Consider the following 6,526-nt stretch of genomic DNA (forward strand, 5'->3'; position numbering starts at 1 on the left):
TGGAAAGATTTCATCGATTCATATTGATGAGTGGATGGTTATGTTTGAGGCGTAAACATCAATAAGCCATCTCATTTAAGTTTGAGATGGCTTTATTTTTATATATCAAATCTATTTCTTAGATCGATGGAAAGACCTTCTACCTTTTTTGATTCACCAACTTATATCTTCGCTCTGGCCTTCCTACTGCTCCATACTTTAACTCCACCTCTGCTTCGTCTATGGAAAGAAGGTACTCTAAGTAACGTCTCGACGTTGAGGGGGTAATTCCTAAAGATTTAGCTAACTCATCAACGTTTACGCTTACACTTGCTTCGTTTAGCTGTTTTTTGATTCGGGATAGGGTGAGCTTATCGATGCCTTTAGGAAGAGGACTCTCCATGTTGCCTCCTTCGTGGATCGAGCCCACGGGGATGGTTTTAAAGAACGAATCCACTTCGTGCTGTCGAAAGACTTTGCTATTACTCAGCTGTTTTTTCACATCTTGGTATTTCTTTAAGGTTGTGAGGAATCGGTCGATCATAATAGGTTTGATCATGTAGTCAAAAACGCCACCGCGAATGGCTTCCCGAACGGTGTCAGCCTCATTGGAAGCCGTAATCAAAATCACATCGACCCCTCGGTAGTGGCTTCTTACTTGCCACAGTAAATCGATTCCGTTCATATCCGGCAAATAAATGTCTAGCAGAATGAGGTCAGGGGAGTAGATTTTTAAGAGTTCTAGCGCTTGTTCCCCTGAATTGGCAATATCGCTTACCGTATAACCCTCTAGTTTTTGAGTGAACTGCTTGTAGATCTCTGCTGTTCTTGGGTCATCTTCTACAATCATAACCTCAATCGGTTGGATGGGCATGTGCGCCATTCTCCTTTCTAAGCCACTTTTTTCGGTATAATCACGGTAAAACGGGCGCCGCCCAAGTCGCTGTCCCCGACATGCAGTTGGCCGTCCAATAGGTGAACGGCATTTTGAACGAGGCTTAGCCCGATTCCATGGTTATGGCCATAGTTTTTGGTGGTGTAGCCGTACTGAAAGATTTTTTGTTCCTCCTCTGGAGACACACCGCGTCCGTTATCATCGATATCGAAAATGATATCCTTTCCGATATCCGTAAAGGAAACTTTGACTCTAGCCTCAGATCCCTGTTCCCCTGAGGAAGCCTCGAGCGCGTTATCAATGATATTTCCTAGAATAGTAATAAAGGTAGAGGAGTCAAAGCTGCCTGGAATATTTAATAGCTCGCTTTCTTGGTCAATTTCGAAGTGGACCTTGAGCTCTTTGGAACGGTTCGCTTTCCCTAATAAGCAGGCGGCAATCAGCGGATCTTTTACGGATTCCATGAGAAAAGCCAACAGGTCTTGCCGTTCGTTCACTTCCTCTGATATTAACTCGATTGCCTTATCTGTTTGGTTAATTTTTAACAGGCCATAGATGAGATTCAGCTTGTTCAAATATTCGTGGTTTTGGGCTCGCATATTATCCGAAAAGGTTTTGATCTTCGCAAATTCCTCCGTCAACTGCTCAATCTCGGAAACCGGCCGGAAGGAAAACACGGTACCGGTTAGGCGAGACTTGTAAAAGATCGGGGAGGAATCCATGATGAAGATTTGGTCTCGTACCAGGACTTTCAAATTCTTTTGGTCTTGCTCGTGGCCTAAAGATTCATGCAGGGCCGCTCGCAAATATGGAAAAGGCAAATGTTCAATCAGCGTGATTTCGATTTGGCTAAGCTCAAGATGTTCTCGCGCTTTTTTATTCATGGACACGATTCGGCCTTGAGTATCCACCGCCAGGATCGCATCGTGGATGGACTCCAAAACAGCTTCCTTTTCTTTAAAGATATAAGAAATCTCTTCAGGCTCCAGTCCAAAAATCATTCTTTTTACACTTTTTGCTACGAAGTAAGCACCTACCCCGCCTAGAAGAAGAGGGAGGGCTGCTAAGTACATCACCTTATAGATGTATTCCATGACCTGGGTCTCAATTTGCTCGAGCAGGAATCCAACAGAGGACACGCCAATAAGCTGTCCTTGAGCATCATAGATCGGCGTTTTGGCCTTGATCGCTGGACCGGACAACCCGGTACCCTGGAACACGATCGATCGGTTTTGTTCGAATACCTCTTCGTTGCTTGTCCCCATTTTGCGGCCGATCTCTTCGACAAGATGGTGAGAATAACGAATATTGTCGCGATTGCCGATGACGACATAGCCTGCCCCCGTCAATTCGCGAATTTCTTCCGCAATGGGTTGAATGGTCCTCGAAGGGTTAGCATGGGAAAAGGCTTCGATGATCCTCGGTTCATGAGCAGCCAACTTGGCCACCATCAACGCTTGCTTCCCCAACTTTTCATCAATGATATCCTCGACCATATTACTGAAGATCATCACCGCTATGGACATGCATAGTAAAACAACGATTGAGATCAGGAAAATCATCTTACTCAGCAAGTTGATTTTTATCTTAAATCTTGCCATTCTCCACCGCCTTGTTCGTTATCACCTTATTTTAAGACATAGAAGAAGAATCCGACAAAACAATTTATGGGAAAATAATTTTTATTATAAAAAATAGATAAAAATGAAGAAAAAGACTTAAACTTTCTAAATATTCACTTCTCACTTAGATTTGTTTATGATGATGACAAGTTCTAAAAACAAAAAGAGGGGGATTCATCACATGATCAACAGCCTGAAGTTGAAAAAATGGACAGCCATCCTAATCACAAGCGCTCTTGCGATAAGTTTAAGTGCATGCGGCGGTACGCAAACGGCAAGTCAGCCTACTCCCGGTAATGAAAGCGGAAACAAAGCGGAAGCGAAATCCGATTATCCACAAAAGCCGATCGCGATTACCGCACCTTCTGGTGCAGGCGGGGGTTTGGATACAACAGCAAGAGCCTTAACTAAAGTTCTGGGAGAAACCAATCTCGTTACGAAAACCATAACGGTAGAAAATAAACCGGGTGGCGGGCAAGCTGTTGGCTTAGCAGACTTCGTCAATAAGGACCCTAAGGATCCTTACCGACTGTTTTTACCGTCCGCACCTCTCATCATCAACAACTTGAAGAAGGAAGGAAATAGTCCTTATTCCTATCGCGATTTAGCACCGCTTGCTCAGTTAACCAAGGATTACGGTGCCATTGTGGTTAAGGCCGATTCCAAATATCAGGATTTAAACGCTCTATTTGAAGACATGAAAGCGAATCCAGGATCGGTAACCCTTGCAGGAGGATCCGCACCCGGTTCCCAAGATCATCTGGTCGCTATGCTGCCAGCTGTAAAGGCGGGGATTGATCCAAAGAAAATCAAATTTGTTTCTTATGATGGCGGCGGTGAAGCGATGACAGCCCTATTAGGCGGAAATGCGGACGCTATTGCAACAGACATTTCAGGTACGGGTGAATTTTTAAAGGCAGGAAAAGTAAGAGTACTAGGAATCTCCTCATCGGAGAGATTAGCGGGTGAATTCAAGGACATCCCAACGTATAAAGAGCAAAACATCGATGCCGAATTTACCATCTGGCGCGGATTATTTGGACCGAAGGACATGCCAGCCGACGTGGTGAAGTTCTGGGAAGATACCTTGAAGACCATGTCTGAAACGGAAGAATGGAAAAAAGCCTTAGAAGCAAACGGCTGGGAGAATGGATTTAAGAGTGGGGATGAATTCAAGAAATTCCTAGAAGGCCAGGAAGCTTTGATCAAAGAGATCCTTGTTTCCCTTGATATGGCGAAGTAAAATCAGCGCTTAGGTAGAAGAAGAGGGAAGTCTCTCTTCTTCTCTTTCTATCGAAATGTAAAGTGGAGGTGAGCCAAGATGAATGCTGTGTTTGACAGATCAGCTAGCATAGTTTTTCTATTGATCGGTGTAGCGTTTATTGTGGAAAGCAGGAAGATTTCAGCGAGTGCCTACGGAAGCAGCGTAGGTCCGGATATGTTTCCCCTGGGCTTAGGCATTATCTTGATCCTATTGAGTCTGCGATTATTCTATGAAACTCGGTTTTATTCCTCGATGAAAATAAAAGGTCAGTCCTTAGACTATAAAAGATTTGCCATTATCCTTGTTTCTGCCATCTTGTATGGCTTGTTACTTGAACCAATGGGCTACGTGATCACCACCTTTATCTTTTTGGTAATCGGTTTTCAAACGATGGAAAAAGGCGGATGGCTCAAGACGATTTTGATTTCTGGTGGCTTTTCCTATGGTATTTATTATTTGTTTGTGGAAGTACTGGAAGGTTCCTTGCCTGGATTTCCAATATGGTTCAATTAGGAGGTAGAGATGGAAACATTACAGTTTCTAGGTAACGGTTTTGCTGTCGCCCTTCAGTGGCATAATCTCGCATTTGCGTTTTTTGGCGTGCTCATTGGTACAGCTGTAGGGGTCTTGCCAGGTATCGGGCCCATGAGTGGGGTCGCCTTGCTCATCCCCGTGACCTCGACTTTAACTTCGGGATTGGATCCCAGCTCCGCAGCAACGAGCTCTATTATTTTACTCGCAGGGGTCTACTATGGAGCGATGTATGGCGGGTCAACGACTTCCATATTACTGAACACGCCAGGGGAATCCTCTTCGGTCGTGACCGCTCTTGATGGATATCAAATGGCCAAACAAGGTCGAGCGGGCCAAGCCTTGTCGATTGCGGCGATTGGATCCTTCTTCGCAGGGATCGTCTCGATTGTCGGGCTAGTGATCTTAGCTGAGCCTTTATCGGATTTAGCTTTATCCTTTGGCCCGGCAGAGTATTTTTCTCTGATGATTCTAGGATTGTGTGCGGTGAGCGGACTCGCAGGAAAATCCATGACTAAGGCCCTTATTATGACGATTTCTGGACTACTCTTGGCCACGATCGGTCTGGACAACGTATCCGGGGTTGCTCGTTTCACCTATGATACGCCTGTATTGTATTCTGGCTTAGAGTTTTTGACCATTGCTGTCGGGTTATTCGCGTTAGGAGAAGTATTTAAAACCATTCTTGAAAAAGATGGAGAAGGAGCAGTGATTGCGAAAGTAGGGAGAATCCTTCCGACCAAGCAAGACATGAAGGAGAGCGCGGTACCCATCGCGCGTGGTTCGTTCTTAGGATTCTTTATCGGGTTGCTACCAGGCGCAGGAGCGACACTGGCTTCGTTTTTCTCCTATATCATGGAGAAGAAGCTGAGCAAGAATCCAAGTAAGTTTGGTCAAGGAGCGATAGCTGGAGTGGCTGCACCCGAATCCGCTAATAATGCGGCTTCCGGGGGAGCCATGATTCCGTTGCTGACCTTAGGGATTCCGGGTTCCGGAACCACGGCCATTCTCATGGGCGCTCTCATCATGTACAACATACAGCCAGGTCCTTTATTGTTTTCGGATCACCCTCAAGTCGCATGGGGTCTGATCGCGAGTATGTTCATTGGGAATGTGATGCTTCTCATTCTTAATATGCCGTTGGTTAAAGTGTTTGCCAAAGTTATCGAAACCCCAGCCAAATATTTACTCCCTATTATCATTGCTATCTCGTTCTTTGGCGTGTATGCCGTACAGTATACGACTTTTGATCTGATGCTTCTGATCGGGTGTGGTGTGGTTGGGTACTTCTTAACGAAAAATGACTTCCCCGTAGCCCCGCTTGTCCTTGGTCTGGTTCTAGGGCCGATGATTGAAAACAACCTTCGCCGAGCGTTAACGGGCTCGAATGGGGATTTCATGATTTTCTTGCAAAAGCCCATTTCCTTAGTCTTCTTGATTGTGGCGGCCTTGTGGATGCTGGTTCCGCTGATTCTGAAGATGAGAGGGAAGAAGGTTATTATTAATGAGGAAGCTTAAGATCGGGGGGACAGAGACATGCAAGAACAAGATCCAAAGAAAATCAAGGATGCGGTGAAAGATCAGTTTTCAAGGAATGCCGAGAAGTATGTAACGAGCGAAACCCATGCGAAAGGGGATGATTTAACTCTGATGCTAGAGTGGCTCCAGCCGCAGCCGGATTGGACCGTTCTGGACCTTGCAACAGGTGGGGGACATGTGACGAAGAACCTGGCTCCTCATGTGGCCCACGTGTTTGCCACGGACCTTACCCGCGAGATGTTGGCGACAGCCCAAAAACATCTCGCGCCCACTTGTCCCCATGTTTGGTACGTGGTCGCAGATGCGGAGAGTCTGCCGTTTCTTGACGGTACATTTGACGTCGTGACCTGCCGCATTGCCGCCCATCACTTTCCGAATCCTAAGGAGTTCGTACGCGAAGCGGCTAGGGTACTCAAGCCAGGCGGCAAGTTTCTGTTGATCGATAATGTCGTACCGGCCGACGATCAATTAGACCAGTTTGTGAATACGCTCGAATATATCAGAGATGAGAGCCATGGTCGCTGTCACCGAACCGAAGAGTGGACGGCCTGGGCGAGCGAAGCAGGGCTGCAAATTGTTACCTCACGGTTGCGCAAGAAGACCTTTGACTTTCCGACATGGGTGAGACGTACCACGAAATCTGAAGAACAAGTGGCGAGAGTGGAGCAGCATATTCTTCAGGCGGATCAGAGGATG

The 6,526-nt window shown here is 46.1% G+C and carries 6 protein-coding genes; 4 read left to right on the forward strand and 2 right to left on the reverse strand.

The genetic code is table 11. The annotated features are described in order from the left end of the window. Window positions 1-139 precede the first annotated feature (139 nt). Window positions 140-853 (reverse strand): response regulator, encoded by a 714-nt coding sequence (locus EIZ58_RS32470; protein WP_134705195.1) that lies wholly within the window; start codon window positions 851-853, stop codon window positions 140-142. A 17-nt stretch (window positions 854-870) separates the two neighbouring features. Next, complete coding sequence (locus EIZ58_RS32475; protein ID WP_134705196.1) at window positions 871-2,475, reverse strand: ATP-binding protein; 1,605 nt, start codon at window positions 2,473-2,475, stop codon at window positions 871-873. 202 nt (window positions 2,476-2,677) lie between these two features. On the opposite strand from EIZ58_RS32475, the gene EIZ58_RS32480 reads away from it, so the two are divergent. From EIZ58_RS32480 to EIZ58_RS32495, 4 genes are all read left to right on the forward strand, one after another. Next, a complete protein-coding gene (locus EIZ58_RS32480; RefSeq protein WP_134705197.1) occupies window positions 2,678-3,739 on the forward strand; it encodes a tripartite tricarboxylate transporter substrate binding protein in 1,062 nt (353 codons plus the stop codon). 78 nt (window positions 3,740-3,817) lie between these two features. After that, window positions 3,818-4,273, forward strand: a complete 456-nt coding sequence (locus tag EIZ58_RS32485; RefSeq protein ID WP_134705198.1) for a tripartite tricarboxylate transporter TctB family protein — start codon at window positions 3,818-3,820, stop codon at window positions 4,271-4,273. Between the two features lie 9 nt (window positions 4,274-4,282). Further along, on the forward strand, window positions 4,283-5,809 hold the full coding sequence (locus EIZ58_RS32490) for a tripartite tricarboxylate transporter permease (protein ID WP_134705199.1): 1,527 nt from the start codon (window positions 4,283-4,285) through the stop codon (window positions 5,807-5,809). 18 nt (window positions 5,810-5,827) lie between these two features. Further along, the coding region (locus tag EIZ58_RS32495; RefSeq protein ID WP_134705200.1) for a class I SAM-dependent methyltransferase at window positions 5,828-6,526 on the forward strand (699 nt) is incomplete at its 3' end.

The organism is Ammoniphilus sp. YIM 78166 (assembly GCF_004522215.1).
Lineage (GTDB): Bacteria > Bacillota > Bacilli > Aneurinibacillales > RAOX-1 > YIM-78166.